At 38.0% G+C, this 26,697-nt stretch carries 28 protein-coding genes; 27 read left to right on the top strand and 1 reads right to left on the bottom strand.

What is annotated here, in order from left to right:
• Positions 1-36 precede the first annotated feature (36 nt).
• From IGK72_RS10480 to IGK72_RS10375, 22 genes are all read left to right on the top strand, one after another.
• Positions 37-1,521 (top strand): nicotinate phosphoribosyltransferase, encoded by a 1,485-nt coding sequence (locus IGK72_RS10480; RefSeq protein ID WP_002356538.1) that lies wholly within the window; start codon positions 37-39, stop codon positions 1,519-1,521.
• A gap of 2 nt (positions 1,522-1,523) precedes the next feature.
• The gene (gene nadE / locus IGK72_RS10475) at positions 1,524-2,351 is read left to right on the top strand and encodes an ammonia-dependent NAD(+) synthetase (protein ID WP_002356540.1); all 828 of its coding nucleotides are present in this window, start codon (positions 1,524-1,526) and stop codon (positions 2,349-2,351) included.
• 167 nt (positions 2,352-2,518) lie between these two features.
• Positions 2,519-4,348 carry a heavy metal translocating P-type ATPase gene (locus tag IGK72_RS10470; protein WP_165548624.1) on the top strand — a complete coding sequence of 610 codons (1,830 nt, stop codon included), beginning with the start codon at positions 2,519-2,521 and terminating at the stop codon, positions 4,346-4,348.
• 91 nt (positions 4,349-4,439) lie between these two features.
• Complete coding sequence (locus tag IGK72_RS10465) at positions 4,440-4,724, top strand: (4Fe-4S)-binding protein (protein WP_002356543.1); 285 nt, start codon at positions 4,440-4,442, stop codon at positions 4,722-4,724.
• A complete protein-coding gene (locus IGK72_RS10460; RefSeq protein WP_002356545.1) occupies positions 4,714-4,989 on the top strand; it encodes a GNAT family N-acetyltransferase in 276 nt (91 codons plus the stop codon). The genes IGK72_RS10465 and IGK72_RS10460 overlap by 11 nt, the downstream gene beginning before the upstream one ends.
• Positions 4,990-5,156: 167 nt before the next feature.
• Entirely contained in the window at positions 5,157-5,393 is a 237-nt protein-coding gene (gene secG, locus IGK72_RS10455; protein WP_002356546.1) for a preprotein translocase subunit SecG, read from the top strand.
• A gap of 145 nt (positions 5,394-5,538) precedes the next feature.
• Positions 5,539-6,312 carry an alpha/beta hydrolase gene (locus IGK72_RS10450; protein ID WP_016626166.1) on the top strand — a complete coding sequence of 258 codons (774 nt, stop codon included), beginning with the start codon at positions 5,539-5,541 and terminating at the stop codon, positions 6,310-6,312.
• Positions 6,312-8,681 (top strand): ribonuclease R, encoded by a 2,370-nt coding sequence (gene rnr, locus IGK72_RS10445; RefSeq protein WP_002356549.1) that lies wholly within the window; start codon positions 6,312-6,314, stop codon positions 8,679-8,681. The genes IGK72_RS10450 and rnr overlap by 1 nt, the downstream gene beginning before the upstream one ends.
• Positions 8,682-8,693: 12 nt before the next feature.
• Complete coding sequence (smpB, locus tag IGK72_RS10440; protein WP_002356550.1) at positions 8,694-9,158, top strand: SsrA-binding protein SmpB; 465 nt, start codon at positions 8,694-8,696, stop codon at positions 9,156-9,158.
• A gap of 302 nt (positions 9,159-9,460) precedes the next feature.
• Positions 9,461-10,180 carry a F0F1 ATP synthase subunit A gene (atpB, locus tag IGK72_RS10435; RefSeq protein WP_002356551.1) on the top strand — a complete coding sequence of 240 codons (720 nt, stop codon included), beginning with the start codon at positions 9,461-9,463 and terminating at the stop codon, positions 10,178-10,180.
• Between the two features lie 48 nt (positions 10,181-10,228).
• Positions 10,229-10,450 carry an ATP synthase F0 subunit C gene (gene atpE / locus IGK72_RS10430; protein ID WP_002356552.1) on the top strand — a complete coding sequence of 74 codons (222 nt, stop codon included), beginning with the start codon at positions 10,229-10,231 and terminating at the stop codon, positions 10,448-10,450.
• A gap of 137 nt (positions 10,451-10,587) precedes the next feature.
• On the top strand, positions 10,588-11,118 hold the full coding sequence (gene atpF, locus IGK72_RS10425) for a F0F1 ATP synthase subunit B (RefSeq protein ID WP_002365031.1): 531 nt from the start codon (positions 10,588-10,590) through the stop codon (positions 11,116-11,118).
• Positions 11,105-11,647 (top strand): ATP synthase F1 subunit delta, encoded by a 543-nt coding sequence (gene atpH, locus IGK72_RS10420; RefSeq protein ID WP_002397092.1) that lies wholly within the window; start codon positions 11,105-11,107, stop codon positions 11,645-11,647. The genes atpF and atpH overlap by 14 nt, the downstream gene beginning before the upstream one ends.
• A 28-nt stretch (positions 11,648-11,675) precedes the next feature.
• The gene (gene atpA / locus IGK72_RS10415) at positions 11,676-13,232 is read left to right on the top strand and encodes a F0F1 ATP synthase subunit alpha (RefSeq protein WP_002356555.1); all 1,557 of its coding nucleotides are present in this window, start codon (positions 11,676-11,678) and stop codon (positions 13,230-13,232) included.
• Positions 13,233-13,247: 15 nt separating this feature from the next.
• Positions 13,248-14,156 carry a F0F1 ATP synthase subunit gamma gene (locus IGK72_RS10410; protein WP_002359606.1) on the top strand — a complete coding sequence of 303 codons (909 nt, stop codon included), beginning with the start codon at positions 13,248-13,250 and terminating at the stop codon, positions 14,154-14,156.
• 73 nt (positions 14,157-14,229) lie between these two features.
• Complete coding sequence (gene atpD / locus IGK72_RS10405; RefSeq protein WP_002356558.1) at positions 14,230-15,636, top strand: F0F1 ATP synthase subunit beta; 1,407 nt, start codon at positions 14,230-14,232, stop codon at positions 15,634-15,636.
• Positions 15,637-15,652: 16 nt separating this feature from the next.
• Positions 15,653-16,072 (top strand): F0F1 ATP synthase subunit epsilon, encoded by a 420-nt coding sequence (locus IGK72_RS10400; protein WP_002356559.1) that lies wholly within the window; start codon positions 15,653-15,655, stop codon positions 16,070-16,072.
• 188 nt (positions 16,073-16,260) lie between these two features.
• Positions 16,261-16,497, top strand: coding sequence for a DUF1146 family protein (locus tag IGK72_RS10395; RefSeq protein ID WP_002356560.1), 237 nt, complete (start codon positions 16,261-16,263; stop codon positions 16,495-16,497).
• Between the two features lie 102 nt (positions 16,498-16,599).
• Positions 16,600-17,901 (top strand): UDP-N-acetylglucosamine 1-carboxyvinyltransferase, encoded by a 1,302-nt coding sequence (gene murA, locus IGK72_RS10390; protein WP_002356562.1) that lies wholly within the window; start codon positions 16,600-16,602, stop codon positions 17,899-17,901.
• A 13-nt stretch (positions 17,902-17,914) separates the two neighbouring features.
• Complete coding sequence (locus tag IGK72_RS10385) at positions 17,915-18,091, top strand: DNA-directed RNA polymerase subunit beta (protein WP_002356564.1); 177 nt, start codon at positions 17,915-17,917, stop codon at positions 18,089-18,091.
• Positions 18,092-18,218: 127 nt separating this feature from the next.
• Complete coding sequence (locus IGK72_RS10380) at positions 18,219-18,587, top strand: PTS glucitol/sorbitol transporter subunit IIA (RefSeq protein ID WP_002356567.1); 369 nt, start codon at positions 18,219-18,221, stop codon at positions 18,585-18,587.
• A gap of 4 nt (positions 18,588-18,591) precedes the next feature.
• Complete coding sequence (locus tag IGK72_RS10375) at positions 18,592-19,761, top strand: AI-2E family transporter (protein ID WP_002381494.1); 1,170 nt, start codon at positions 18,592-18,594, stop codon at positions 19,759-19,761.
• 61 nt (positions 19,762-19,822) lie between these two features.
• Here the strand turns inward: IGK72_RS10375 and IGK72_RS10370 are convergent, their stop codons facing one another.
• Positions 19,823-20,449: an FMN-dependent NADH-azoreductase gene (locus tag IGK72_RS10370; RefSeq protein WP_002367152.1), complete on the bottom strand. Its 627-nt coding sequence runs from the start codon at positions 20,447-20,449 to the stop codon at positions 19,823-19,825.
• Positions 20,450-20,750: 301 nt separating this feature from the next.
• On the opposite strand from IGK72_RS10370, the gene licT reads away from it, so the two are divergent.
• From licT to IGK72_RS10345, 5 genes are all read left to right on the top strand, one after another.
• Positions 20,751-21,593: a BglG family transcription antiterminator LicT gene (gene licT, locus IGK72_RS10365; RefSeq protein ID WP_002359608.1), complete on the top strand. Its 843-nt coding sequence runs from the start codon at positions 20,751-20,753 to the stop codon at positions 21,591-21,593.
• Between the two features lie 162 nt (positions 21,594-21,755).
• Positions 21,756-23,636, top strand: a complete 1,881-nt coding sequence (locus IGK72_RS10360) for a beta-glucoside-specific PTS transporter subunit IIABC (RefSeq protein WP_023894741.1) — start codon at positions 21,756-21,758, stop codon at positions 23,634-23,636.
• Between the two features lie 24 nt (positions 23,637-23,660).
• Entirely contained in the window at positions 23,661-25,106 is a 1,446-nt protein-coding gene (locus IGK72_RS10355; RefSeq protein WP_002362575.1) for a glycoside hydrolase family 1 protein, read from the top strand.
• 181 nt (positions 25,107-25,287) lie between these two features.
• Positions 25,288-25,857, top strand: a complete 570-nt coding sequence (locus tag IGK72_RS10350) for a guanylate kinase (protein WP_023894738.1) — start codon at positions 25,288-25,290, stop codon at positions 25,855-25,857.
• A 147-nt stretch (positions 25,858-26,004) separates the two neighbouring features.
• A complete protein-coding gene (locus IGK72_RS10345; protein WP_002362260.1) occupies positions 26,005-26,682 on the top strand; it encodes a TetR/AcrR family transcriptional regulator in 678 nt (225 codons plus the stop codon).
• Positions 26,683-26,697: the final 15 nt, after the last annotated feature.

Genomic DNA, 26,697 nt, shown 5'->3' with positions numbered 1-26,697 from the left:
ACAAGTTTTTAATACAAAGAATAGAGGTAGAAAACGATGGACTATACATATGCAGATGATAGTTTGACATTGCATACAGATATGTATCAAATCAATATGATGCAAACATACTGGGAATTAGGGAGAGCAGATTTGCATGCTGTTTTTGAATGTTACTTTAGAGAGATGCCTTTTAATCATGGCTACGCAATTTTTGCAGGTTTAGAACGTTTAGTCAATTATCTCGAAAATTTAACGTTCACAGAATCTGATATTGCATATCTCAGAGAAGTTGAAGAATATCCAGAAGATTTCTTGACGTATTTAGCAAATTTTGAATTTAAATGTACTGTACGCTCTGCTTTAGAAGGGGATTTGGTTTTTAATAACGAACCGTTAATTCAAATTGAAGGTCCTTTGGCACAATGTCAATTGGTAGAAACTGCCTTGCTAAATATGGTGAATTTCCAAACATTAATTGCGACAAAAGCGGCTCGAATTAAATCCGTGATTGGCGATGATCCTTTATTGGAATTTGGAACACGCCGAGCACAAGAATTAGATGCTGCCATTTGGGGCACAAGAGCCGCCTATATTGGTGGGGCGGACGCGACAAGTAATGTTCGTGCTGGTAAAATTTTTGGTATTCCGGTTAGTGGGACCCATGCCCATTCATTGGTTCAGTCGTATGGAAATGATTATGAAGCATTCATGGCGTATGCCAAAACACATCGGGATTGCGTTTTCCTTGTTGATACGTATGATACTTTGAAAGCGGGAGTGCCAAGCGCAATTCGAGTAGCTCGAGAAATGGGTGATAAAATTAATTTCCTAGGCGTGCGGATTGATAGTGGCGATATGGCTTATATTTCTAAACGAGTTCGTGAACAACTGGACGAAGCAGGCTTTACTGAAGCAAAAATTTATGCATCGAACGATTTAGATGAAAATACGATTTTGAATCTAAAAATGCAAAAATCAAAAATTGATGTATGGGGCGTGGGTACCAAGCTAATTACCGCCTATGATCAACCGGCTTTAGGAGCGGTGTTTAAATTAGTTTCAATTGAAGGTGAAGATGGTCAAATGAAAGATACCATTAAACTATCTAGCAATGCTGAAAAAGTGACAACACCAGGAAAAAAACAAGTCTGGCGCATTACACGTAAATCTGATAAAAAGTCAGAAGGGGACTATGTGACACTTTGGAACGAAGATCCTCGCCAAGAAGAAGAAATTTATATGTTCCATCCCGTTCATACCTTTATTAATAAGTATGTCCGTGATTTTGAAGCACGGCCAGTACTCCAAGATATTTTCGTTGAAGGAAAACGTGTGTACGAATTACCAACTTTAGATGAAATTAAACAATATGCAAAAGAAAATTTAGATTCACTTTGGGAAGAATACAAGCGGGACTTGAATCCGCAGAAATATCCAGTGGACCTTTCAACAGATTGTTGGAACCACAAAATGAATTTATTGGAAAAAGTGCGTAAAGACGTTAAACATTTAACGGAAACGGTGAATAAGGAGGCCTAGAAATGACAACACTTCAAGAAAAAATCATTCAAGAGTTAGGTGTTTTACCGACAATTGATCCAAAAGAAGAAGTTCGTAAAAGTATTGATTTTCTGAAAGCTTATTTAACTAAACATCCTTTTTTAAAAACCTTTGTCTTGGGAATTAGTGGCGGACAAGATTCAACATTAGCTGGGCGCTTAGCACAATTAGCGATGACTGAAATGCGCGAAGAAACAGGAGATATGTCGTATCAATTTATTGCGATTCGCCTTCCATACGGTGAGCAAGCAGATGAAGCTGATGCACAAGCCGCGCTAGCCTTTATCCAGCCAGATGTTTCTTTACGAGTGGATATTAAACCAGCAGTGGATGCAATGGTTGGTTCGCTAGAAAACGCTGGCGTTCAAATTAGCGATTTTAATAAAGGGAACATGAAAGCACGTCAACGTATGATTACACAATATGCAGTAGCTGGCGAAAATGCTGGCGCAGTAATTGGCACAGACCACGCAGCCGAAAATGTCACAGCTTTCTTCACCAAATATGGCGATGGCGGAGCGGATATTTTACCGTTATTTCGTTTAAATAAGCGCCAAGGAAAAGCTTTGCTGAAAGAACTTGGGGCACCAGAAGCCTTGTATCTAAAAATACCAACAGCTGATCTAGAAGATGACAAACCGTTAGTTGCAGATGAAGTTGCCTTAGGTGTCACGTATGATGCCATTGATGACTATTTGGAAGGCAAAAAAGTCTCGGAAACAGATCAACAAACAATTGAAAACTGGTATAAAAAAGGACAACACAAACGGCATTTACCCATTACAATTTTTGATGATTTTTGGAAATAAAAACACAGACCATCGGCGAATGAACGATGGTCTGTGTTTTTTTACATAACTACTTTTCAGAAAGTAAACGTTGCTACAGCAACTATCCCATGATAATGAAAGTCGTTTTCATTTAGGCGTTTTCACTTTCTTTTTCAAAACAGAAAAGGTACGCTCAATAATGTAAAGTGAATGATGGGAGAGAAAAAGAGATGAAGCATGTAACAAAATTGGGGATTACAATTATAACAGGAGTTTTGGCATTATTATTTGAATTTATTTTACATCAGCCGAATTGGGCGTATGGCATTATTTTAATAACAGGTTCTGTAATGGCGTTAATGATGTTCTGGGAAATGATTCAAACCTTACGTGAAGGAAAATATGGTGTCGATATTTTAGCGATTACCGCTATCGTTGCAACCTTAGCTGTGGGAGAATACTGGGCCAGTTTGATGATTTTAATTATGTTGACTGGTGGTGATTCATTAGAAGACTATGCCGCTGGAAAAGCTAACCAAGAGCTGAAGTCATTATTGGATAACTCGCCACAAAAAGCTCATCGCTTGAATGGCGAAAGTTTAGAAGATGTTTCTGTTGAGGAAATCAATGTTGGCGATGAATTAGTAGTAAAACCAGGGGAACTAGTTCCAGTTGATGGCTTGGTAAAAACCGGGACATCAACAGTCGATGAATCTTCATTAACAGGAGAATCAAAACCAATTGAAAAAAATCCTGGGGATGAATTAATGTCGGGTTCCGTGAATGGTGATGGCTCTTTGAAAATAGTTGCTGAAAAAACTGTAGCCGACAGTCAATATCAAACAATTGTGAACTTAGTGAAAGAATCTGCGGCACGACCAGCTCATTTTGTACGTTTAGCAGACCGCTATGCGGTACCTTTTACACTAGTTGCCTACCTAATTGCAGGTGTTGCTTGGTTTGTTTCAAAAAGTCCGACACGTTTTGCGGAAGTCTTAGTTGTTGCTTCGCCGTGTCCTTTAATTCTATCTGCCCCAATTGCTTTAGTGGCAGGGATGGGTCGTTCAAGTCGTCATGGGGTCGTTATTAAATCGGGAACGATGGTCGAAAAATTAGCTTCTGCAAAAACGATTGCGTTTGATAAAACAGGCACGATTACGCAAGGACAACTTTCTGTTGATCAAGTCCAACCAATCAATGCTGAAATAACTGCTGCTGAATTAGTGGGATTGGCAGCAAGCGTGGAACAAGAATCAAGTCACATTTTAGCTAGATCAATTGTTGCTTATGCCAGAAAGCAAGATGTCCCATTAAAAAATATTACAGATCTAGCGGAAGTTTCTGGTGCTGGCGTGAAGGCATTTGTGGATGGTGCTGAGATACGGGTAGGTAAAAAGAATTTTGTGACACAAGAGTCTCAAGCAACTGAAAAAATTGATAAAACGACTATTCATATTTCACGTAATGGCACATATTTAGGCCGAATTACTTTTACAGACACTGTACGCCCAGAAGCAAAAGAGACTATGGAAAAATTACACCAATTACATCTTCAACGAATTTTAATGCTGACGGGGGATCAAGAATCCGTCGCAGAAACGATTGCTGCAGAAGTAGGAATTACCGAAGTACATGGGGAATGTTTACCACAAGATAAATTAACTATTCTAAAAGAATTGCCTAAAGAAAATCATCCAGTCATCATGGTAGGAGATGGTGTAAATGATGCACCTTCGCTTGCTGCTGCAGACGTAGGTATTGCTATGGGCGCTCATGGAGCTACTGCGGCTAGTGAAACTGCTGATGTTGTTATTTTAAAAGATGACTTAAGTAAAGTCAGCCAAGCGGTCGAAATTGCCCAAGATACCATGAAAATTGCCAAACAATCTGTATTAATCGGAATTTTTATCTGCGTTTTACTAATGCTAATTGCTAGTACCGGGATCATTCCGGCGCTAATCGGGGCTATGCTACAAGAAGTCGTGGACACTGTGTCAATCTTATCTGCTTTGCGTGCTCGTCGAATTGGCAAGTAAGGTGGAACAATTAATTGCCTGAATGTCCAGCTTAGTGGTAAAATAAAGGTACGTTTTTAATATTAATAAGTTACAGGGGAGAGATTGTGCAATGAAAGGAAACCAAATAGATGGGCAACCAGTCACGGAAGAACAACTATTAAAAGAAGGTTACCGTAAATATACTGGGGAAGGAATTGATATCTTTTATAATAAAGATATTTGTGAACATATTGGTAATTGTGTTCGCGGAAATCCAGAAGTCTTTGAAGTTGGTCGGAAACCATGGATTATTCCAGATAACGGAAGTGTTGAAAATGACATGATTGTGGTAGATTCATGTCCAAGTGGTGCTCTAAAATATATTCGGAAAGCAGGGAACGAATATGCAAATTAAAGAAGAAAACAATCGTTTTGCTCTATATAACGATGAAAACCAAGAAATTGGTGAAATGACTTGGTCAGATGCTGGCGAAAGCATGATGATTATTGATCATACGTTTGTTGATCCAACTTATCGTGGACAAAAATTAGCTGAAAAACTTGTTTTAGCAGGTGTTGAAAAAGCGAGAAAAGAGCATAAAAAAATTATTCCGCTATGTCCATTTGCCAAAAAAGAATTTGATACTAAACCTGAATACGGAGACGTATTGAGAAAATAAAGAAGAAACTAGCAACAGCCGCAAGTAGGAATCTGATTCCTACTTGCGGCTGTTGCTATTAGAGACAAATAAGGAAAGACATTAAATTTCACTGGTGTTTACAGATAAAATATGCTACATTAAAGTAGATGAATTTCGCATATTTGTATAAAAAGGAGAATTAACGCATGTATAATCTAATCTTAACGTTGGTCATCATTTTATCTGTTTTAATCGTCATTACTGTTATGATGCAACCAAGCAAACAAAACAGTGCAGCAAGTGCCTTCACTGGCGGTGCAGATAAATTATTTGGGAAGCAAAAAGCGCGCGGTTTTGAAGCTGTTATGCAACGCTCAACAGCAGTTCTTGGCGCAATTTGGATGATTTTATTATTTGTTTTGGCGTTCTTATCTTCAAAATAAGTACGTAATCTTTTAAAATGACAAGTTTAGAACAGAGAGATGAGTGCGGACACTTATTTTTCTGTTCTTTTTCTTTCTGAAAAAGTCTTTGAAACTTATCATTTCGGAAGGTTTTCTTTTGAGAATATGATAGAATGAAGCTGAGGTGAGCGAAGTGGCAAAAAAAATCAATTTACCGAAGCCGTTATTTTCAGAAAAAGGAAAACGGGCGGTCCTTTTATTACACGCTTATTCTGGCAGCAGTAATGATGTACGGATGTTAAGCAGACGTTTAGAAAAAGAAAATTATACTGTCTATTCGCCTAATTTTTCAGGACATGGCACGCTAGTTCCTGAAGATATTTTAGATCAAACAACGGAACAATGGTGGCAAGATACACAAGAAGCAGTCGCTTTTTTGAGAGAAAGAGGCTATCAAGAAATTGCCATTTTTGGTTTATCAATGGGCGGGATTTTCAGTATGCATGCATTAACGGAACAATTAACAGGATTAATTGGTGGTGGATTTTTCTGTTCACCGATCTACCCTGTCGCAAATAAAGTCCCAGAAAATTTTGTATTATACGCAAAAAACGTGATGAAAATCGCAGAAGTTCCTGCAGAGGAACAACAAAGCCGGTTGCAATCGATTGAGCAACGAGTCAAACAACAATTAGGAGCGATTGAAACGATTGCTAGTCAGACGGCTGACAAACTAAACAAAATCCACGCACCTCTTTTCTTAGCGCAAGCTGGCAAAGATGAAATGATTGAGCCAATGGGCGTCTATCAAACGGCCCAAGCACTAACACAAGCACGTGTGACCTTACAATGGTACCCAAACAGCGGACATGTCATTACGGTGAGTGGAGAACACAAACAATTAGAGCAAGATGTGGTGCAATTTTTAGCAACACTACCTTGGAATGAGGAGAAATAATGACAAAACAAACAATTAAAGAGCAAATTTTACATTTCATGGAAAGCCAAAAAAAGAAAAGCTTTTCAATGGAAGAAATTGCACAGGGCTTGAATTTAGAAAAAAGTTCAGATTTTAAAATTTTAGTGCAAACCATTGCACAAATGGAACGAGAAAAGTCAGTTAGTTTCAACAAAAAAGGCAAAGTCCTGTTACCAATGAAAGACTTATTAATAGAAGGAACGTTTCGTGCGAATGAACGAGGCTTTGGTTTTGTAACCATCGATCCTGAAGAACCAGATGTTTATATTCCGAAAGAGGCAACGAACTTTGCAATGGATGGAGATACGGTTTTAATTGACGTGATCCAACATGCGGATCCTTTTTCAGATCGCGGCGCAGAAGGTAAAGTCAAAGAAATTAAAGAGCGAGCAGTGAGCCAAGTTGTCGGAGAATTTGTGGCATATAGTGAAGAAGAAATGGCAGAAATGGGACTGTATGGCTACATGATTCCCAAAGATAAGAAATTGAATCAGTATACTGTATCAATTGCACCTGAAGGGATTAAGCCAGTAGATGGTAGCATTGTCATTGCTGAAATTACCTATTATCCAGATCAAGAATATCCAACGAGTATGGAAGGACTAGTCAAACAAGTGATTGGTCATAAAAATGATCCAGGAATGGATATTTTATCAATCGTGGTGGCTCATGGAATTCCCACAGCATTTCCTGACGAAGTTTTGGCTGAAGCGGACCAAGTACCAGAAACTATTGCAGAAAGCGATTTAGTCGGTCGTCGGGATTTACGTGATCAGTTGATTGTGACGATTGATGGAGAAGATGCGAAAGATTTAGATGATGCAGTAACGGTACAAAAGTTAGCAAATGGCAATTTCTTTTTAGGGGTGCATATTGCAGATGTTTCTTATTATGTAACTGAAGGAAGCCAATTGGATATGGAAGCGTATGAACGTGGCACAAGTGTCTATTTGACAGACCGTGTTGTGCCAATGATTCCGCAGCGATTATCAAATGGGATTTGTTCGCTAAACCCACATGTTCCACGTTTAACCATGAGTTGTGAGATGGAAATTACACCAGAAGGAGAGGTTATTTCGCATGAAATTTTCCAAAGTGTAATCCAAACAACGGAGCGAATGACCTATACAGCAGTCAATGAAATTTTAGAAGAGCAAAAACCTGAAACGTTAGAACGCTACAAAGAGCTAGTTCCCATGTTTAAAGAGATGGGTGAGCTGCACCATATATTAGAAGAGATGCGTATGCGCCGTGGTGCGATTTCTTTTGAAGATCGTGAAGCCAAAGTCCTAGTTGATGAAAATGGTCATCCCCAAGATATTCTTTTACGCACGCGTGGCGTGGGTGAACGATTAATTGAATCCTTTATGTTGGCAGCAAATGAAACTGTGGCACGTCATTATCATGACTTAAAACTGCCATTCATTTATCGGATTCATGAACAACCAAAAGAAGAAAAAATGCAACGTTTCTTTGACTTTGCTGCAGTACTTGGCATTCTTGTTAAAGGAACAAAAGAAAACATTTCACCGAAAGATTTACAAAAAGTTTTAGAGCAAGTTGAAAATAAGCCGGAAGAAGTGGTTATCAATACGATGTTGCTAAGAAGTATGCAACAAGCGAAATACTCAGAAGACAACTACGGACACTATGGGTTGGCTGCTGAATATTATACGCATTTCACTTCACCAATACGTCGTTATCCAGATTTAATTGTGCATCGTTTGATTCGCAGCTATAGCCAAGATCAATCTGAAAAAAATCAAGAAAAATGGAACGAAGCATTACCAGAAATTGCCAATCATAGTTCAAGTATGGAACGTCGCGCAGTTGATGCAGAGCGTGAAGTGGACGCCATGAAGAAAGCCGAATTTATGGTAGATAAAGTGGGAGAAACGTATGACGGGATTATCAGCTCAGTCACAAAATTTGGTATCTTTGTGGAACTGCCTAATACAATAGAAGGCTTAATTCACGTGAACAACTTAAAACAAGATTATTTCCACTTTATTGAAAATCATATGGCGTTAGTTGGTGAACGGACGGGAATGACTTTGAAAATTGGTCAGAAAGTTCAAATCCGTGTTGAAAAAGCTGATCCAGAAACAAGAGAAGTTGATTTTGAATTGATTTCAGCTGAGGAAGTCGCGCCAGTCGAAGGACCAAAAGGACGTAAAAAAGGTAAAGCCAATTCTTCAACTCGTTCAAATAATCAACGAAGAAATAAAAAAGATGAATCATTTGATGGTAAGAAAAAGAAAAATAAGAAAAAAGGCAAAGGCAAAAAACAACCTTTTTATAAAGAAGCAATGAAACAAAAAAATAAAAAAGGGAAAAAGAAGAAGTAGAGGAGGTCGCTTATGCCAAAAGGGGAAGGAAAATTAATCGCACAAAACCGCAAAGCTAGACATGATTATTCAATTATCGATACGGTTGAAGCTGGGCTTGTTTTACAAGGAACAGAAATCAAATCTATTCGAAATGGTCGTATCAATTTAAAAGATGGTTTTGCACGAATTCGAAACGGAGAAGCCTTTTTGTATAATGTTCATATTAGTCCATATGAACAGGGCAATATTTTTAATCATGACCCATTACGTACCAGAAAATTATTATTACACAAAAAACAAATTAATAAGTTAATCGGCGAAACCAAAAATACAGGTATCACATTAGTACCTTTGAAGGTCTATATTAAAGACGGCTATGCCAAAGTTTTGATTGGTTTAGCTAAAGGGAAAAAGCAGTACGACAAGCGTGAAGACTTGAAACGTAAGGAAGTTGACCGACAAATCAGCCGAACATTAAAAAATAACCGACGTTAAAAATGTAAATTTATTCTTTTTCGCATATTTGCTTGCCTTTCTTCGGATTAGGTGTAAAATCTGGTAAGTGTTGAGTAAATGAATGTAAATGATTCATTTTTTAATCGCTTCGGAAAGCAGTACCACCCTGCATTAGATTGGTTTATGGAAAAGGTTTTCCAACCAATTTTCAACACATGAAATTTTAAAAGTAAACTATTTGTAAATTATCAACAAGTGGTGGTACGATAGCTTTGCCAGGGATTATCACTCAGGAGTAGGATGAAACTTCTGAAAGATTGTTGGAAAAGAGGTGAATTGATTTGGAAGAGAAGAAATTACTCTTCAATATCGGACCAATTTGGTTTGATGGAACCATTGTTTTGATGGTGCTGTTGACGTGTATCATTGTTTTCGCCTTTGTCTATGCTTGTACGAGAAATATGAAGCTACGACCTAAAGGCAAACAAACGGTCATCGAATGGTTAGTGGATTTTATTCGTGGAATCATTACAGACAATTTACCTCGTAAAGAAGTGAGCAATTTTCATTTAATGGCGTTTACCCTCTTCATGTTTGTACTTGTTTCAAACATCTTGGGTCTCGTTACAAAAATCGTTGTGGGCGACGATCTCAGCGTTTGGAAAAGTCCAACCGCCGATCCAATCGTAACCTTAACGTTAGCGATGATGATGATTGTCTTAACACACTTCTTTGGTATGAAACGCTTTGGTTTTAAAGGCTATCTAGTTAATAGTTATTTAAGACCCGTTGGTTTCTTACTACCGGTAAAATTAATGGAAGAATTCACGAATCTATTAACATTAGGCTTGCGTTTGTACGGAAACATTTTTGCCGGCGAAGTTCTATTGGGCTTAATTGCTGGAACCGTAGCAAGCGTCGGATTATGGGTTATCCCACTAGCAATTCCGCTAGAAATGATTTGGGTAGCATTCTCAATCTTTATTGGATGTATCCAAGCGTTTATCTTTGTGACACTTTCAATGGTTTATATGTCACACAAAATTGAAACAGAAGAATAATCAAGAAATACGAAGGACAAAAATTATCTTTTAGGAGGATTTTACACAATGGAAGGATTAAATTTTATCGCAGCAGCAATTGCAATTTTCGGTTCAGCTATCGGAGCCGCTATCGGTAACGGACAAGTTATTTCAAAAACAATCGAGTCAATGACTCGTCAACCAGAAATGTCTGGTCAATTAAGAACAACAATGTTTATCGGGGTCGCTTTAATCGAAGCTGTGCCAATTTTAGGTGTCGTTGTTTCTTTATTACTTTTATTCAGATAAGCAATAAAATGGAGGCAGGACGCTGATTATTATCGGGACCGTCACTGCTTTCTTCTATCTTTAGCCTTTTCAATAGCTGGTGATAAAGCAGTTGAAGAAGCTAAATCGATTTTTGCAGGAAAGGAAGTTGAGACTTCATGCTACTTACTACATTGGTAGTCGGTGAAACGGCTCCTAGTACCACACTAGGCACGATGATTGTTGTCAGTGGTGCATTTTTAATCTTGATGCTCTTATTAAAGAAATATGCATGGGGAGCAATCGTAGATATTTTGACACAACGTGAAGAAAAAATTGCCAACGATTTAGACTCTGCAGAACAATCTCGCGTAGCAGCAGCGAAAATGGAAAAAGAACGTCAACAACAATTACTTTCTTCCAGATCAGAAGCAGCTGAAATTATTAAAAACGCGAAAGAAAGTGGAGAACAGACTCGCCAAAAAACATTAAAAGAAACAACTGCGGAAGTTACTCGCTTACGCGAAAAAGCTCGGACAGATATTTCTCAAGAACGTGAAGAAGCATTGTCTTCAGTAAAAAATGAAGTGGCAGATCTTTCTCTTCAAATTGCAGCCAAAATTTTAAATAAAGAATTAACACCAGATGCACATGAAGCATTGATTGATTCTTATATTGAAAGTTTAGGTAAAGCAAATGAAACTAGATAAATATACAGTTGGTAAACGCTACGGCAAGGCTTTGTTTGAGTTGGCAGTTGAAAAGAACCAAGCTGAAGCAATTTATCAAGAATTATTGACGCTTCGCGAAGTCTATCACCAAGTACCTGGTATTGGCGATATTTTAAGTGATGATCGATTAGAACCTTATGAAAAAGACAGCATCATGGAAAAACTAGTAACAAGTTTTAGTGAAATGATGCAAAACTTTTTGCGAGTGGTTTACGAATATCGTCGCATGTATGATCTGCTCTTGATGATTGATGAATATGAACGACGTTATGATGAGCACCAAGGACTAATTTTGGGTTCAGTGACAACAGCCATTCCTTTATCAAAAGAACAACATCAAGCAATGGAAGAAAAAGCTGCCCAGTTATTAGGGTATGAACAAGCGCATTTAGTCAATTTAATTGACCCGTCAATTGTCGGCGGAGTGGTTATTGAAGCAAACCATCAAGTAATCGATGGCAGCATCCGCAAACAATTAGAACATATGCAGCAGAAGTTATTAAAATAATCTTTAGGACTACAAAGAGGTGAATTGAATGGCTATCAAAGCAGAAGAAATCAGTGCCTTGATTAAAGAACAAATCGAAAACTATCAACAACAGCTTGCTGTTGAAGAAGTTGGAACAGTCACTTACGTCGGTGACGGAATTGCCCGCGCCCACGGTTTAGAAAATGCCATGAGTGGAGAACTTGTTGAGTTTTCAAACGGTTCATACGGAATGGCACAAAACTTAGAAACAAATGATGTAGGGATTATTATCCTTGGCGATTTTGAAACCATTCGTGAAGGAGATAAAGTACAACGCACAGGCAAAATCATGGAAGTACCCGTTGGGGAAGCTTTGATTGGCCGTGTTGTTAATCCATTAGGTCAACCATTAGATGGTTTAGGCGAAATTAAAACAGACAAAACACGTCCTGTGGAAGCAACAGCTCCCGGTGTTATGCAACGTCAATCTGTTGCTGAACCAATGCAAACTGGCTTAAAAGCCATTGATGCCCTAGTACCAATTGGTCGTGGACAACGGGAATTGGTTATTGGAGACCGTAAAACAGGGAAAACATCGATTGCAATTGATACAATTATTAACCAAAAAGGACAAGATGTAATTTGTATTTATGTAGCGATTGGTCAAAAAGAATCTACTGTTCGTAACCAAGTAGAAACACTTCGTAAATTTGGTGCCTTAGATTATACAATCGTTGTGACTGCAGGGGCTTCACAACCAGCACCATTACTTTACATTGCACCGTATGCAGGAACTGCAATGGGTGAAGAATTCATGTATAACGGCAAACATGTCTTAATTATTTTTGATGACTTATCAAAACAAGCCGTGGCTTATCGTGAACTTTCTCTACTATTACGCCGTCCACCAGGTCGTGAAGCTTATCCAGGGGATGTCTTCTATTTACACTCACGTTTATTAGAACGTGCAGCTAAATTAAGTGATGAATTAGGTGGCGGCTCAATGACAGCCTTACCATTCGTTGAAACACAAGCAGGCGATATTTCTGCTTATATTCCAACAAACGTTATTTCAATCACTGATGGACAAATTTTCTTAGAAAGCGACTTGTTCTATGCAGGCACTCGTCCAGCCGTTGATGCTGGGTTATCTGTTTCTCGTGTCGGAGGATCAGCGCAAATCAAAGCAATGAAAAAAGTTGCCGGAACGCTTCGTTTAGACTTAGCTAGTTACCGTGAGTTAGAAGCCTTTACACAATTTGGCTCTGATTTAGATGCGGCAACACAAGCTAAATTAAACCGTGGTCGTCGTACGGTAGAAATTTTAAAACAAAAACTACATGCGCCACTGCCTGTAGAAAAACAAGTCTTAATTTTATATGCGTTAACACACGGCTTTTTAGATAGCGTGAGCGTGGATAAAATTTTACACTTTGAACAAGATTTATTCGATTATTTTGATGGCAAACATGCAGACTTATTGGAAACTATTCGTACAACGAAAGACTTACCAGATACTGATGCATTAGATGCAGCGATTACAGAGTTTTCTGAAATGTTTGCAGCGGCAAACAATAGCGGAGATTCAGCCAAAGAAGCTTTAGAAAAAATCGATAACGCATAAGAGAGGTGAGCGACATTGGGTGCTTCATTAAACGAAATCAAACAACGCATTGCATCAACAAAAAAGACAAGCCAAATTACCAAAGCGATGCAAATGGTTTCTGCAGCCAAATTGACCAAGTCAGAAGGCGCCTCTAAAAGCTTTCAAGAATATTCTTCAAAAATTCGTAGTGTCGTTACGCATTTAGTAGCTGCTCAGTTAAGTGAATTACGTGAAACAGAACAATCTTCTCTTAGTGAAGGGAACTATCATGTGATGTTAGCACAACGACCTGTCAAAAAAACAGGCTATATCGTTATCACTTCTGACAAAGGGTTAGTTGGTGGCTACAATAGCTCAATCTTAAAACAAACCATGAGTATGATTCAAGAAGACCATGATTCTAATAAAGAATATGCCTTAATCGCCATTGGTGGTACAGGGGCGGATTTCTTTAAAGCACGCGGAATCGATGTTTCCTATGAGCTAAGAGGCTTAACGGATCAACCAACGTTTGAAGAAGTCCGTAAGATTGTGACAACGGCAACGACTATGTACCAAAACGAAGTGTTTGATGAATTGTATGTTTGTTATAATCACCACGTTAACTCACTAACGAGTCAGTTTCGTGTGGAAAAAATGTTGCCAATTACTGATTTAGATCCATCAGAGGCGACCTCTTACGAACAAGAATATCTTTTAGAGCCTTCACCTGAAGCAATCTTGGATCAATTATTACCACAATATGCAGAAAGCTTAATTTATGGGGCGATCATTGATGCGAAAACAGCAGAACATGCTGCTGGGATGACCGCCATGAAAACAGCCACTGACAATGCGCAAAATATTATTAGCGATTTAACAATTTCTTATAACCGTGCTCGTCAAGGGGCGATTACCCAAGAAATTACAGAAATTGTTGCTGGTGCAGCTGCACTAGAATAATCTAGTCTTACGTTTGAACGTTTATAAAAACGTTCAAAGCGTGTGACTTTATGAAGACTGGAGGAAAGAAATTATGAGTTCAGGAAAGATTGTTCAAGTAATCGGTCCCGTTGTTGACGTGGAATTTTCATTAGATCAATCCTTACCCGATATTAACAACGCTTTAGTCGTTTATAAAAATGGCGAAGCAAAACAAAAAGTAGTACTTGAAGTCGCTTTAGAACTAGGTGATGGAGTGATTCGTTCTATCGCCATGGAATCGACAGATGGTTTACAACGTGGAATGGAAGTTATCGATACAGGAAAATCAATTTCAGTTCCTGTTGGTAAAGATACATTGGGTCGTGTGTTTAACGTTTTAGGAGACACAATTGACTTAGAAGCGCCATTCCCTGCAGATGCTGAACGTAGTGGGATTCATAAAAAAGCGCCAGCATTTGATGAATTAAGTACCAGTAATGAAATTTTAGAAACAGGGATTAAAGTTATTGACTTATTAGCGCCTTATCTAAAAGGTGGTAAAGTCGGACTTTTCGGTGGTGCCGGTGTTGGTAAAACCGTCTTAATTCAAGAATTAATTCATAATATTGCCCAAGAACATGGAGGGATTTCCGTCTTTACTGGTGTTGGTGAACGGACACGTGAAGGGAACGACCTGTACTATGAAATGAAAGATTCAGGCGTTATTGAAAAAACAGCCATGGTTTTTGGTCAAATGAACGAACCACCAGGTGCACGGATGCGTGTGGCCTTAACTGGGTTAACGATTGCTGAATATTTCCGTGATGTGGAAGGACAAGACGTGCTATTATTTATTGATAACATTTTCCGTTTCACCCAAGCCGGTTCAGAAGTTTCTGCCCTTTTAGGTCGGATGCCGTCAGCCGTAGGTTACCAACCAACTTTAGCGACTGAAATGGGACAATTACAAGAACGGATTACTTCAACGAAAAAAGGATCAATTACCTCTATTCAAGCAATCTATGTTCCAGCCGATGACTATACCGATCCAGCGCCAGCAACAGCGTTTGCCCATTTGGATGCAACAACTAACTTGGAACGTAAATTAACCGAACAAGGGATTTATCCAGCGGTAGATCCGTTAGCTTCATCTTCTAGTGCCTTGGCTCCTGAAATTGTTGGAGAAGAACACTACGAAGTGGCTACCGAAGTGCAACATATTTTACAACGTTACCGTGAATTACAAGATATCATCGCTATTTTAGGGATGGACGAATTATCAGATGACGAAAAAGTACTTGTTGGTCGCGCACGCCGTGTTCAATTCTTCTTATCTCAAAACTTTAACGTTGCTGAACAATTTACAGGTCAACCTGGTTCTTATGTACCAGTTGCGGAAACAGTTCGTGGCTTTAAAGAAATTCTTGAAGGTAAACATGACAATCTGCCAGAAGAAGCCTTCCGTAGTGTCGGTAAAATTGAAGATGCCATCGAAAAAGCGAAACAATTAAACTACTAGAAAGGCGGCAAACACAATGGATAGTCTTACTGTGAATGTAGTAACGCCGAATGGTCTAGTTTATGACCACCATGCAAAAATCGTTGTGGCGAAAACAACAGATGGTGAGATTGGTATTTTACCAAAACATGCGCCAATCATCGTTCCGCTAGCGATTGATGAAGTCCGCATCAAACGGACCGATTCAGATACACATGTTGACTGGGTAGCTGTAAATGGTGGTATCATGGAAGTCCGTGATAATGTCGTTTCTATTATTGCCGATAGTGCTGAACGTGAACGAGATATCGATGTACCTCGTGCTGAACGAGCAAAACAACGAGCAGAACGTTTAATTGAAGAAGCCAAAGCAAAAGACGACCGCGATCAACTACGTCGTGCGACTGTTGCTTTGCATCGTGCAATCAACCGGATCAACGTATCGAAACATGGGTAAAAAAGGCTGAAGGATTCAGTCACTTTTGTAGAGTTTAAGGCGCTTGCTATTGAGTCAGGTGCCTTAAACTCTATTTCTTCGTATTTTTTAATAAATAGTGTCAAATTTTGGCATTTCAAGTGGATTAATTATCGGTTTTTATTATTTTGTGATAAAATGTTCCTACGTTAGAAAAAAGGAGGCTCCTTATGCAATACTATGGAGTAGATGCTATTGTTCGAATCGTTAGTCATCTTATGTTCATTTACATAAGTTTTTGGGCGTTGCAATCATTGCGTATTGAGCAATTTTTCAAAACCCAATTTACACCGCAAATCAGAATGTTGATGGTATTTTTCGCCATCGCTATCGGATACACAGTTAGCTCGTTTGCTTTAGAATTGATTGCGCTTTGTCGAAATCTTTTCATTGTGTATTTTCCTTAAAAATTGAAAAATAAAAAAAGGTACAATTTTTAGTTGAATAATGGTATAATAGTAAAGATTTTGAATAGGAATACCTATTCTCATTTTTTTGGGGGGAACAAAATGGAACAAATTATTGTTCATGGTGGTAATACAAAATTAGAAGGAACTGTAAAAATTGAAGGCGCCAAAAACGCTGTTTTACCAATTTTAGCAGCTACTCTTTTAGCTGAAGAAGGCGTTACTACTTTAAAAAATGTACCAATTTTATCTGATGTATTTACAATGAATCAAGTAATTAAGCATTTGAATGTAGCCATTGATTTTGATGAAGACGCGAATGAAGTAACAATAGACGCAACACAACCTTTAGGGATCGAAGCAAACTATGAGTACGTTAGTAAAATGCGTGCTTCTATCGTTGTAATGGGACCTTTATTGGCTCGTAATGGTCATGCCAAAGTGGCAATGCCAGGTGGCTGTGCCATTGGGAAACGACCAATTGATTTACACTTAAAAGGCTTCCAAGCATTAGGTGCAAAAATCATCCAAAAAAATGGTTATATTGAAGCAATTGCGGATGAACTAATCGGTAACACTATTTACTTAGACTTCCCAAGTGTCGGCGCTACGCAAAACATTATGATGGCTGCTGTTCGTGCGAAAGGAACAACCATCATTGAAAACGTTGCTCGTGAACCTGAAATCGTTGACTTAGCAAACATTTTAAACAAAATGGGTGCCAATGTTATCGGTGCTGGAACAGAAACGATGCGTATCGAAGGCGTCGATAAATTACATGCCGTAGAGCATTCAATCGTTCAAGATCGAATTGAAGCAGGTACGTTCATGGTAGCTGCAGCAATGACTGAGGGCAATGTTTTAATTGAAGAAGCAATTTCTGAACATAATCGTCCGCTAATTTCTAAATTAACTGAAATGGGTGCAATCATTGAAGAAGAAGAAAATGGCATCCGTGTAATTGGACCAAAACATCTAAAACCAACAGATGTTAAGACAATGCCGCATCCTGGTTTCCCAACAGACATGCAAGCACAAATGACAGCGATCCAAATGTTTGCTGAAGGAACAAGCATCGTGACAGAAACAGTCTTTGAAAATCGTTACCAACACTTAGAGGAAATGCGTCGAATGAACGCTGACTTAAAAATTGACGGCAACATTGCCGTTATTAATGGTGGCAACGAGTTACAAGGAGCAGCAGTGGAAGCCACTGATTTACGGGCAGCTGCCGCATTGATTTTAGTAGGGTTACGTGCAAATGGCATTACACGTGTCTCTAATTTGAAATATTTAGATCGTGGCTATTATGAGTTCCATAAAAAACTTCAAAAATTAGGCGCGAACGTTGAACGTGTCAATGATGAAAAAATTGAAGAAAAACAAGCAACGACAGTAATCTAAAGGAGTCAAACGTATGAGTTCATTTCGTTATATTTTAGTAACATTATTGAAAATTCTAGTGGTCATTTCGTTAGTCATTATCTTATTTGTTGTGGGAACAATGATTGGTTATGGTTTGATTGGAAATGGGAATCCAATGGATGTCTTTGATGAAAAAATTTGGACTCATATTATGAACTTCTTTAAATAAAAACTTATTTTAAGGCGGTGAACAAAAGTCAATTGACGATTGTTCACCGCCTTTTCTTTTTCCTGAATATCTATTTTATTCTATGCTATAATAATAGAAGTAAGATAATGAAGGAGTGGGATGGAAGATGCAAGCAACCGTAACAGAAATAGGCAAACATGCAATCGATGATTCAGAAAAAATGATTATTCTTTTTGGAGAAACTGCTACCGATACCTTGAAGCAACATGCAGTTATTCAATCATTCCCAGAAAAAGACCAAGTTACCTTGGCAGAAGGAGATCATCTGAAAATTGGCGATACAAACTATACAATCACAAAAGTGGGTTCTTTTGCCAATAGTAACTTGCAAAGTATCGCTCACAGCACTTTAATCTTTGCTGATGCACCAACCGATGAGGATGATGTTATCCGAAATGGTGTTTATTTAACGCCTCATCAGTTACCAAAGATAACCATTGGAACAACAATTGATTATTTAGTAAATGGAGCGTGAATCAATGGATAAAAAACAAACGACTGATAAACGCCTGTCTTGGTTTTGGCGTTGGTTTTTAAATAATCAAGTAGTAACAGCCTTACTGATTGTCTTATTGGTGCTGTTAATTATTCTAACTTTTACGAAAGTTTCTTATTTATTTAAGCCCGTCTGGCAGTTTTTCGGCGTTGTCGGCTTACCAGTAATTATGGCGGGGATTTTATATTATTTATTAAATCCAATTGTCGATTATTTAGAGAAAAAACAAATCTCACGTGTCTGGAGTATTATCGGCCTATTTATTTTAATTGTGGCACTACTCATTTGGGGTGGTATTGTAATCGTTCCTAAAATTCGTGAGCAATCTGTCAGCTTTGTGAATCATTTTCCTCAATATATTGATACAATTGATCAAAAATCGCAGGAAATATTAAGTGATCCACTTTTCGCGCAATTTAGAGAACAACTTGAAGCGGCAGGCGATAAAGTTGTCAGTTCGTTAGGTACCATCATTAAAAACGTCTCAACGTTCACAGTACAAGGAATTGGTAATTTCTTTGGGGCGGTGGCTACGATCTTTGTCGCCATCATTACGATGCCGTTTATTCTATTTTATTTACTGAAAGATGGCAAAAACTTAGCGCCATATTTAATGAAGTTTTTACCAGTGAAGATGCGTAAACCAACCTTAAAAGTTCTTGCAGAAGTCAATGATCAAGTCTCTTCTTATATTAGAGGACAGTTAACTGTCGCTTTCGCAGTGGCAATTATGTTTATGATTGGTTTTTCTGTCATTGGCTTAGATTATGCAGTCACTTTAGGTATTGCAGCAGGCTTTTTAAATTTAATCCCTTATTTAGGGTCATTTTTAGCCATGATTCCAGCAGTCTTTTTAGGAATTGTCAGTGGGCCAGCTTTGTTAATTAAAGTCTTGATTGTTTTTGCCATTGAGCAAACGGTCGAAGGTCGGTTTATTTCACCACTTGTCCTAGGCAGTCAGTTATCCATTCATCCAGTCACCATTTTGGTTGTTTTATTAACGTCTGGTAAACTATTTGGGATTGTTGGGGTGATTTTAGGAATTCCTGTTTATGCCGCAGCTAAGGTGATAATTACACACATTTTTGAGTGGTATCAAATCGTTTCCGGTTTGTATGATGAAGATAAGCCAGATCAACAAGAATCTACGTAACAAAAGAGACAAGCAGTGAACGAACTGCTTGTCTCTTTTTGATGTAAATCACTCGGAAAATTTAGAATGTTTTACCGTATTCAGTTGCTTTGGTCATGGCAGTATTTAAAAGTTCTTCCGCGCGATCAGGGAAATGATCGATTCCTTCGATGAATAATCCGTCAACTTGATCAACGCCAATAAAGTTTAGAATCGCTTTAATGTATTGAGAAGCAAAATCTTTTCCTTCGTAGAAGCCGCCATTTGATTGGATGTGTAAGGCTTTTTTACCACTTGTTAGAGGTTTTGGTCCTTCTGCAGTATATTGGAATGTTTTTCCAGCAACGTTGATTGTATCTACCCAAGCTTTTAAGCGTGTCGGTACGTTTAAGTTCCACATTGGATTAGCAATTACTACTTTGTCTGCAGATAAAAATTGATCAGTTAATTCATTAAAACGAGCCACTTTTTGTTGTTGGTTTTCGCTTAATGTTTCAAATGCTGCGCCAGCGCGAAGTGCACCCCAAGCAGATAATAATTCTTCATCGATTTCCGGCATGTTTGTTTCTGGTGCATAAACATCTAAAATTTCGATTTCGTCTGATGGATTTGTTTCACGGTATGAAGCTAAAAATGTTTCTAACGCACGAACTGAGCGTGATTCTTCTTTTGTTAATGGATGTGCTTTAACAACTAATAATTTTGACATTGTGTAATCTCCTTAAAATAAATAGTTTAAAAATTCAACATCTCTATTTTACTAATAAAAAGTAAGAGAAAGCAAGTCTTTTTTTTACTTTTAGTAAACTTTTTTTTAAAATGGATCAACAGAGTAAAAAATAAATAAAAATATTTTTTTGGAAAGGCTTGCATATTAAAAAAAAGCATGCTATTATTACTTTGTAAATAAGGATTGTTACTGCTTTGCAGGCAAAACCAGAGTCTTCCATTAACACAATCAGTGGAGGGATTCTGGGCTTTTTTTATAAAAAAGTGAGGTTGCATTCATCATGAGGATTGAAAAAGTTTTAAATAATAATGTCGTGCTTTCAAGAAATGAGCAAGGCGAAGAAATTGTTTATATGGGACGCGGCTTAGCCTTTCAAAAGAAGATTGGAGACACGATCAATCCAGATTATGTTGAAAAGGAATTCGTGTTAAAGGACTCCGCTATGGCAGGGCAATTCCAGCAGCTGTTTGAAGACGTCCCCACCAAAGAAGTAGAAGTCGTCAAACAAATCGTTGATTTAGCAGAAACAACGCTAGCGATTGAGCTTTCATCAAATATTTATTTAACTTTAACGGATCATATTCACTATGCGTTACTTCGAGCCAAAGAAGGAATTGATATTCCGAATCCTCTTGTATTCGAAACACGCAAATTTTATCCTAAAGAATTTGAAATCGCAAAGCAAGCATTAGCGATTATTGCTGAAAAGCTAGGGGTTCAATTTTCAGAAAATGAAGCGGGCTTCATTGCTTTTCATATTGTGAATGCTGAACAAGGAAATGGCAATATGGAAGTTACCATGGAAGCAACCAAGATGGTTCGTGATATTTTAACGATTATTAGTCGCTACTTTGGACAGGTGTTTGATGAAGATTCATTGAACTATCAACGAATTGTTACACATCTTCAATATTTTGCGCAACGTTATTTAAAACAAGAAGCGCATGATGAGGAGGACGAATTTCTTTTTGCTTTGGTCCAAGGAAAGTATCCTAAGGCGTTTCAAGCGGTCCAACGTATTAATGAGTATTTATTAAAAAGCTATGATCGACCAATTGATCAAGCGGAAATGATTTATTTAACCATTCATATCCAAAGAGTGGTCAATGATAAAAAAGCATAACAACCAATAATCGCGGATTGTTACTGATAATGCAGGCAAAACCTAGATTGAAAAAACCGATAACGATTTTCGCAGACTGCGCAGCTGTGAAGAGAAGGATCTGGCTCTTTTTCAATGTAGGTTTTTTTGATATTAAAAATTAATGGAAATGAGGATCTAGAGATGAGTAAAAATCAAGAAATTGCAGCACGTGTGTTAAAAGCTGTTGGGGGCGAAGGCAACGTTAATAGTGTTGTTCACTGTGCTACACGCTTACGTTTTAAATTAAAAGATGAAAATAAAGCAGATACTGCTGCATTGAATGCTGACCCAGATGTTATTCAGGTAGTTCAAAGTGCAGGACAATATCAAGTGGTTATTGGCAGTCACGTTAGTGATGTCTATAAGGATTTGATGGCCAACAGTGGACTAGGTAATGATTCTGATAATAGAGAAAAAGAAAGTGGCGGAAATATCTTTAACCGTTTAATTGATATTATTTCTTCTATTTTTACACCGTTTTTAGGTGCAATGGCCGGCGCTGGGGTTCTAAAAGGCTTCTTAACATTGGCTGTAACTATGGGCTGGTTAGCTGACACTTCAGGCGTATATCTTGTTCTCTTTTCGATTGCAGATGGTTTATTTACTTTCTTACCAATTATGTTAGCGTTTACGGCTGCTAAAAAATTCAATACTAATCCCTTTTTAGCGGTTGCTTTGGCGATGGCCTTAGTTCATCCCAGCATTACTGCTTTAGCAGGCAAAACAATTAGCTTTGCTGGTCTTCCAGTGATTATTGGGCCAAGTGGCTATACTTCTTCGGTTTTACCAATTATTTTGGCTGTTTTTGCACAAAGTTATGTAGAACGTTTCTTCAAAAAAGTAATTCCGAGTTTTCTACAAATTATCTGCGTTCCGTTAGCTGTTTTCCTTATTATGGCACCTGTTACCTTCTTAGCTATTGGTCCTATCGGGACGGTCATCGGCGATTGGTTGGGACAAGGATACAACGCAATTTACGCTTTTAGTCCAATTATCGCAGGGTTATTAATGGGTTCGTTGTGGCAAGTCTTGGTAATGTTTGGTATGCATTGGGGCTTTGTACCAATTATGATGTTAAACTTAACACAAGGTGGCGATACGATGGTACCAATGTTATTACCAGCCGTTATTGCACAAGGCGGGGCTGCTTTAGCTGTCTTTTTCCTAACAAAAAATGTGAAACTAAAAGGTTTGGCTTTGTCTTCAAGCATTACAACTATTTTTGGAATTACTGAACCAACTGTATATGGCGTGACTTTACCATTGAAAAAACCATTTATTGCAGCTTGTATTGGTGGCGGTATCGGTGGTGCATTTGTGGCTATGAATCACGTGAAAAACTTTACGTTTGGCTTGGTTAGTATGTTGAGCTTGCCTGGCTTTATTCCTGCAGAGACAAAAGATACTGCACCGATGATTACTGGTGCAATTGGTGCCGGAATTGCCTTTATCATTGCGTTTGTCTTAACGTTTGTCTTACGTTTTGAAGATCAACCTAATCCAGAAACAGCAACTGAAAAAACAGCAACTGATAAGATGGTGGCACCTGTAAAAACGAATCAAGAAGACAAAATTATTTTAGCAAGTCCACTTCAAGGTGAAATTTTACCGCTAGAAAAAGTACAAGACCCTGTTTTTGCTTCAGGTGCTTTAGGAAAAGGTGTTGCAATTGAGCCGACTGAAGGCAAACTGTATGCACCCGCAGATGGTGAAATCACCACATTATTTCCGACAGGACATGCTGTTGGCTTGACGACAACAGAGGGCGTTGAATTATTAATGCATATTGGCATGGATACAGTCGAATTAGATGGTAAAGGATTTGAATTATCAGTGAAACAAGGTGATTCTGTTAAAAAAGGAGATTTGCTGGTTACTTTTGATATTGCTGCCATTAAAGAAGCTGGTTATCCAGTAGTTACACCGATTGTGGTAACGAATACGAGTGATTATTTAGATGTTTTGGATATGAACCAAACAGACGTGTTACATGGTGAAGACTTTTTAGCCATTATTAAATAAAAGACAATTGGAGGAGGAACAAGCATGACAACAACGACAAAATTTCCAAAAGGATTTTTATGGGGCGGTGCGACCGCAGCCAATCAATTAGAAGGGGCTTACTTAGCCGATGGTAAAGGGTTATCTGTGGCAGATGCGATGCCGGGAGGAAAACAACGTTTCGCTATTTTAGGAGATGAAGCGTTTGATTGGACGATTGACGAAACGAAATATCGCTACCCTAATCATACAGGAATTGATCACTATGATCGCTTTAAAGAGGACATTGCGTTGTTTGCTAAAATGGGCTTCAAATGTTATCGATTTTCAATTGCGTGGTCGCGTATTTTTCCACAAGGAGATGAAACACAACCGAATGAAGCCGGCTTGAAATTTTATGATGCGGTTATCGATGAATGTTTAAGCTATAACATTGAACCAGTAATTACGATTTCTCATTATGAAATGCCACTGCATTTAGCGAAAGAATACGGCGGGTGGAAAAATCGTCAATTAGTTGACTTTTATGAACGTTTTGCGGAAACTGTTTTAACACGTTACCACCAAAAAGTTAACTATTGGATGACATTCAATGAAATTAATTCAGCTTTCCATTTCCCAGCACTTAGTCAAGGATTGGTGAAAAGCAATGGAGCCAATGATTATCAAAACATTTTCCAAGCATGGCATAATCAATTTGTTGCAAGTAGTAAAGCTGTAAAAATTGGCCATGAATTAAATCCAGAATTACAAATTGGATGTATGATTATTTATGCAACAACGTATGGCATTGATTCGAATCCAGTCAATCAAGTTGCTACAATGATTGAAAACCAAGAGTTTAATTATTATTGTACAGATGTTCAAGTTCGTGGTGAATATCCAGCATACGCAGAACGCATGTATCAAAAATATGCTGTGAAAGACTTAGTTATTGAAGAAGGAGATTTAGAATTATTAAAAGAATACCCAGTGGATTACATTGGCTTTAGTTATTATATGTCGACTGCTGTCGATGTTACTGGTACTACCAACGATACAGCAAATGGGAATCTTTTAGGCGGCGTTAAAAATCCCTTCTTAGAAGCAAGTGAATGGGGTTGGCAAATTGATCCCGAAGGGTTACGAATTGCCCTAAATGAATTATATAATCGTTATCAAAAACCTTTATTTATTGTGGAAAACGGCTTAGGTGCAATTGATAAAGTAGACGAAAATTTCTATGTGGCAGACGACTATCGGATTGATTATTTACGTCGTCATATTGAAGCAATGGCAGAAGCAGTTGCAGACGGCGTCGATTTAATGGGCTATACGCCGTGGGGCTGTATTGATTTAGTCAGTGCTTCCACAGGTGAAATGAGTAAACGGTATGGGTTTATTTACGTTGATTTAGACGATGAAGGAAATGGTACTAAAAACCGTTATGAAAAAAAATCGTTTAATTGGTACAAACAAGTTATTGAAACTAATGGACAAAACTTAGACTAGTTATTGTAATTAAACAAAACAAGATAAGCGTAGTAGGTTGTTGCTTCTGTTCCCGCCGTTTATTAATTGTTAAGCTTGGACCAAAAATCTAAAGTGATTTTTGGCCCAAGCTCTTTTTTGTCAATTTTTCAAAATAGTGCACAATACGTTATAATAGAAACAACTGAGAGGAGCGTTTCTAATGATTAAGCAATTACAACATCCATTTTTTGTTATTATGGGTCCGAGTGGTTCTGGCAAGACCGCAATTACAAGTAAGGTTTTTCCGAAAAACTATAAAGTTATCTCGCATACTACGAGGAAAAAACGATTGGATGAAGTGGATGGCGTGGATTACTATTTTGAAACAAAAGCAAGTTTTCAAGCCTTGATTGAAACCAATCAGTTAGTGGAGTATGATTTTTACCATGGAAACTATTACGGTGTCGGTGTAGATGCCATCGTTGAAACAACGAAAGAGCATCCAGCCTATAATGCGTTAACTTTTCCAGGCTTTCAAGCGGTCTTTGAGCGTTTCGGCGAGTCCGTCATTCCAGTTTTTTTTGACGTTTCAAAAGAAAATATTTATCAACGTTTAAAACAACGAGAATCTGATCCTAAAATTATTGAAGAACGTTTAAACCTTTATGATCAAGAAATTCTTATCAAAAACCAATTGGAACAATATCCTAATTATCAACGAATAGATGCCAATGGACCTATAAAAGAGGTCGCTGGCTTGTTACAAGAATGCATCAAACACTATTATTAATCAAGCAACTGGTGAGACAGAATCTAACATCAATTTTGTCTTGCTAGGTGCTTGATTTTTTTTGTAAAAAACTTGCATTCTGAATAGAGAGTGCTATAATGACATGGTGTCATATGACAATGTGTCATAAAAGGGAGGAACACAAATATGCCTACGAATACGTTTTTTCATTTGCCAGAAGAAAAGCAACAACGCTTATTAGATGCTGCGCAAATTGAATTTTCGCGCCATTCTTTACAAGAAGCGTCAATTGCAAATATTGTTAAATTAGCGGGAATTCCGCGCGGTAGCTTTTATCAATATTTTGAGAACAAAGAAGATTTGTATTTTTATTACTTTGCGACATTAAGAAAAAATAGTGAACGAGATTTAGAGAAACAAATTATTGCGGAAAATGGTGATTTAATCGAAGCCATGGATGTCTATTTCTCCAAAATGATTGTCGAAGTGCTAACTGGAGAGAATGCTTCTTTCTATCGGAATTTATTTGTCAACATGGACTATCGTGCTTCACGTCGGGTGACAGATAATTTAGCGACTGGTGAAGAGGAAAAAAATAGGAAACAGCACTGTCATAAGCATAGAGGAAGAAAAGGCCATGCTGCCTATGCAGAACATCTTTATCAAATAATCGATCGTTCGAAATTAACCATTGAAACGCCAAAAGAATTCACATGGTTCATGCAGACGGCGATGCATGCCGTTTTCTCAACAATTGTTGACGGGTATCGTCAACAAAGAGAAAATCCCGCCTATGATTCAACTGAAGCAGTCAAACAATTAAAAATGAAATTAAATTGGTTGAAAAATGGCGCTTATAAGTAGCAAAAAGGAGGAGAA

Origin of the sequence: Enterococcus sp. DIV0183, assembly GCF_050541505.1 — a bacterium.
GTDB classification, from domain to species: Bacteria; Bacillota; Bacilli; order Lactobacillales; family Enterococcaceae; genus Enterococcus; species Enterococcus faecalis.
This window is presented reverse-complemented; position numbering and strand designations above follow the sequence as displayed.

What these genes read in the sequence shown, in the direction of transcription:
- atpD (WP_002356558.1), top strand. Translation starts at nt 14,230, where the DNA reads ATGAGTTCAGGAAAGATTGTTCAAGTAATCGGTCCCGTTGTTGACGTG.
- IGK72_RS10360 (WP_023894741.1), top strand. Translation starts at nt 21,756, where the DNA reads ATGAGTAAAAATCAAGAAATTGCAGCACGTGTGTTAAAAGCTGTTGGG.
- IGK72_RS10370 (WP_002367152.1), bottom strand. Translation starts at nt 20,449, where the DNA reads ATGTCAAAATTATTAGTTGTTAAAGCACATCCATTAACAAAAGAAGAA.
- nadE (WP_002356540.1), top strand. Translation starts at nt 1,524, where the DNA reads ATGACAACACTTCAAGAAAAAATCATTCAAGAGTTAGGTGTTTTACCG.
- rnr (WP_002356549.1), top strand. Translation starts at nt 6,312, where the DNA reads ATGACAAAACAAACAATTAAAGAGCAAATTTTACATTTCATGGAAAGC.
- smpB (WP_002356550.1), top strand. Translation starts at nt 8,694, where the DNA reads ATGCCAAAAGGGGAAGGAAAATTAATCGCACAAAACCGCAAAGCTAGA.
- atpE (WP_002356552.1), top strand. Translation starts at nt 10,229, where the DNA reads ATGGAAGGATTAAATTTTATCGCAGCAGCAATTGCAATTTTCGGTTCA.
- IGK72_RS10345 (WP_002362260.1), top strand. Translation starts at nt 26,005, where the DNA reads ATGCCTACGAATACGTTTTTTCATTTGCCAGAAGAAAAGCAACAACGC.
- IGK72_RS10350 (WP_023894738.1), top strand. Translation starts at nt 25,288, where the DNA reads ATGATTAAGCAATTACAACATCCATTTTTTGTTATTATGGGTCCGAGT.
- IGK72_RS10400 (WP_002356559.1), top strand. Translation starts at nt 15,653, where the DNA reads ATGGATAGTCTTACTGTGAATGTAGTAACGCCGAATGGTCTAGTTTAT.
- secG (WP_002356546.1), top strand. Translation starts at nt 5,157, where the DNA reads ATGTATAATCTAATCTTAACGTTGGTCATCATTTTATCTGTTTTAATC.
- IGK72_RS10355 (WP_002362575.1), top strand. Translation starts at nt 23,661, where the DNA reads ATGACAACAACGACAAAATTTCCAAAAGGATTTTTATGGGGCGGTGCG.
- IGK72_RS10375 (WP_002381494.1), top strand. Translation starts at nt 18,592, where the DNA reads ATGGATAAAAAACAAACGACTGATAAACGCCTGTCTTGGTTTTGGCGT.
- IGK72_RS10460 (WP_002356545.1), top strand. Translation starts at nt 4,714, where the DNA reads ATGCAAATTAAAGAAGAAAACAATCGTTTTGCTCTATATAACGATGAA.
- atpF (WP_002365031.1), top strand. Translation starts at nt 10,588, where the DNA reads ATGCTACTTACTACATTGGTAGTCGGTGAAACGGCTCCTAGTACCACA.
- atpH (WP_002397092.1), top strand. Translation starts at nt 11,105, where the DNA reads ATGAAACTAGATAAATATACAGTTGGTAAACGCTACGGCAAGGCTTTG.
- IGK72_RS10480 (WP_002356538.1), top strand. Translation starts at nt 37, where the DNA reads ATGGACTATACATATGCAGATGATAGTTTGACATTGCATACAGATATG.
- IGK72_RS10385 (WP_002356564.1), top strand. Translation starts at nt 17,915, where the DNA reads ATGAGTTCATTTCGTTATATTTTAGTAACATTATTGAAAATTCTAGTG.
- licT (WP_002359608.1), top strand. Translation starts at nt 20,751, where the DNA reads ATGAGGATTGAAAAAGTTTTAAATAATAATGTCGTGCTTTCAAGAAAT.
- murA (WP_002356562.1), top strand. Translation starts at nt 16,600, where the DNA reads ATGGAACAAATTATTGTTCATGGTGGTAATACAAAATTAGAAGGAACT.
- IGK72_RS10465 (WP_002356543.1), top strand. Translation starts at nt 4,440, where the DNA reads ATGAAAGGAAACCAAATAGATGGGCAACCAGTCACGGAAGAACAACTA.
- IGK72_RS10395 (WP_002356560.1), top strand. Translation starts at nt 16,261, where the DNA reads ATGCAATACTATGGAGTAGATGCTATTGTTCGAATCGTTAGTCATCTT.
- IGK72_RS10380 (WP_002356567.1), top strand. Translation starts at nt 18,219, where the DNA reads ATGCAAGCAACCGTAACAGAAATAGGCAAACATGCAATCGATGATTCA.
- atpA (WP_002356555.1), top strand. Translation starts at nt 11,676, where the DNA reads ATGGCTATCAAAGCAGAAGAAATCAGTGCCTTGATTAAAGAACAAATC.